Genomic DNA, 2,291 nt, shown 5'->3' with positions numbered 1-2,291 from the left:
AAAGAAACAAATTTAGCCCAATTAAGGGCTAAATTAGTTATATTTTAAAAGTATTCGTTATGGGGCATTTCGCTGCGATGGATTTGATTTAAAGCTTTTTAGCATCTGCTCAGGATCTTCAACGCCACTCTGATTTTTAGCCGCTTGCGCCCACCAAATCAATTGCCCAAAAGTACGGTGAAAATAATTAAACCACGATGACTGCTCTTCACCAACTTGCACAGATCCATTATCATTAAATACTTCTTGCGCTTTTGGAACATGGATCATTGCAGATACAGGCAAACAGCCAAGCTCTGATAAAAACGAGCGCATACTAATTGCCGCTCTGAGTCCACCCCATTGCCCAGCAGAATAAGTAACAATAGCACTGGGTTTGTACGAAAAGAGTGAGCTACCAAAGTGATTAAGTAAGTCAGCGAGAGCTGGGCTCATACTGTGGTTATACTCAGGGCTAACCATTACATATCCATCAGCAGCTTTAATTTTATCAGCTAAAGTATTTAGCATTGAAGGCGCCTTACCTTGAGCATAGGCAAAATGTGGTTTAAAAACTTGTTCACTTGGGTAATCAAGTACATCTATAAGCTCAAACTCATGTTCGGAGAATTGCTCGTTTAAGCACTCCATGCAGGCTTTAGACACTCTCTCACCTAAGCGAGCAGGTTTTGGTGGCGTGCTGTTACGCACTGTCCCTAAAAATACTAAAAACTTCATATGTAATCCTCATATGTATTTGAATAACATCTAAACACTAACACTTTTAGCTATTGTGTATTACACATATCCGTTTTTTATTAATTTTGAACACTAATAATTAAATTTAAAACTGCGCTTTAGCAACCCACACTGTTAAAGGTTTTGTATCATGTGCTTATTTTGTCGTTCTCCATACTTTTTGCACATTTAGCCAGTAATATGCCACAGTACAAGTACACCAAAACCTATACTGAAAAGGATACAAGTAATGGGCTCAAATAATTACAGCGCGTTTGCAATCATTGTTACCGCTACAGTTTTAACTCTAAGTGGCTGCGACGACTCACCAACTAATAAAAATACTAAGCAAGTCAGTAGCTCCCTTAGTGAAGTACAAAAAGCGAATCAAACAATAAATTTATTTATGTTTAAAAAAGGGGCCTTTTTATTTGAGCCTAACATTGTTGATTGCGAAACGGCGCAAGGAACTAAAACTAAGTGTTATGAGTTAATTACATCAGGCGCACCTGCAGGTAGAGAGCCCGGTCCATTTTGCCCGCGCACATCGACCGATGGCGCTGATGTAACTGGCAGTTGGTTTAGTAAAGAAGGTACTGGTGATTTAGTTGATTTAACAGGCCAATTTATTCTAAAGCTTGATGAATACTACGGCGATGAAAAGTGGGTACTTTACGACACTAAAACAAATAAAATTAGATATACAGCTACAAAAGAGTCTTGCGCTGGAGCAGCTCGCCCTGATGTTGAAGAGCAATATAAACAAAATTGTATTGAGTGTGAACTGTCGTATTTAGAAGATAATTTTTCATTAACGTATTTAATTCCTGTTACACCTATTCCAGCATCTGATACTGGCCGATTAAGAACAGTAGGTATAGCACTAGACGGTACTGAGCTATCAGGGCCTGCTCCAATTAATGCAATTTTAGAGAGCTATACCATTGCGGCATTTGATGATTGTGGTGGCCATATAAATTTACACCAAGGTTATCACTATCACTCTACCACTGGTTGTACTGACTCAGCTGCTACAGAAGATGGACATGCACCTCTTATAGGTTATGCAATAGACGGTTATGGCATTTATGCAATGCGTGATACAAGCGGTAAAGAAGAGTCACTTGATGAATGCCGAGGTAATACAGATGAAGTAAGGGGTTATCACTACCACGCAGCCAGTCCTAGTGAAAATATGTTTATAGGGTGCCTACATGGAGAATCAGTTAGGCCTGCAGGTGGGCCACCGGGTGATCATAATGGTCCACCGCCAGGCCATGATCCTGAAAAACATTAAAAAGGAGTTGTTATGTTTATAAAAAGTAGATGTTTAAGCTTGTTTGGTATGGCTTTACTTGCAGCACCCACATTTTTAAATGCTCATTCAGGGCCGTTAAATGGTGTTGCAGTTACAGCCTGCGCAGATAAAGTAAAATCTCAATCATGTAAATACGAAGGCGGCCATAACGATTTATATATTGGCAGCTGCCAGTATATGGCTGATGATTTAATGTGTGTACGAAGCCAGCCGATTCAAAAAATTGATAATGGAATTTCCGCCCCTATAAAAAGCC

The 2,291-nt window shown here is 39.5% G+C and carries 2 protein-coding genes and 1 pseudogene; 2 read left to right on the top strand and 1 reads right to left on the bottom strand.

Annotation, left to right across the window (positions count from 1 at the left end):
- Positions 1 to 57: 57 nt before the first annotated feature.
- Positions 58 to 717, bottom strand: a complete 660-nt coding sequence (locus H5072_RS17295) for an NADPH-dependent FMN reductase (RefSeq protein WP_182694251.1) — start codon at positions 715 to 717, stop codon at positions 58 to 60.
- Positions 718 to 967: 250 nt separating this feature from the next.
- On the opposite strand from H5072_RS17295, the gene H5072_RS17290 reads away from it, so the two are divergent.
- Both H5072_RS17290 and H5072_RS17285 read left to right on the top strand, forming a co-directional pair.
- Complete coding sequence (locus tag H5072_RS17290; RefSeq protein ID WP_182694250.1) at positions 968 to 2,014, top strand: YHYH protein; 1,047 nt, start codon at positions 968 to 970, stop codon at positions 2,012 to 2,014.
- Positions 2,015 to 2,026: 12 nt separating this feature from the next.
- Positions 2,027 to 2,291, top strand: a pseudogene (locus H5072_RS17285) (hypothetical protein); the annotation flags it as partial.

Origin of the sequence: Pseudoalteromonas sp. SR45-5, assembly GCF_014163565.1 — a bacterium.
GTDB lineage: Bacteria > Pseudomonadota > Gammaproteobacteria > Enterobacterales > Alteromonadaceae > Pseudoalteromonas > Pseudoalteromonas distincta.
Note: the sequence above shows the minus strand (reverse complement) of the source record. Positions and strands in the feature narration are given on the sequence as shown.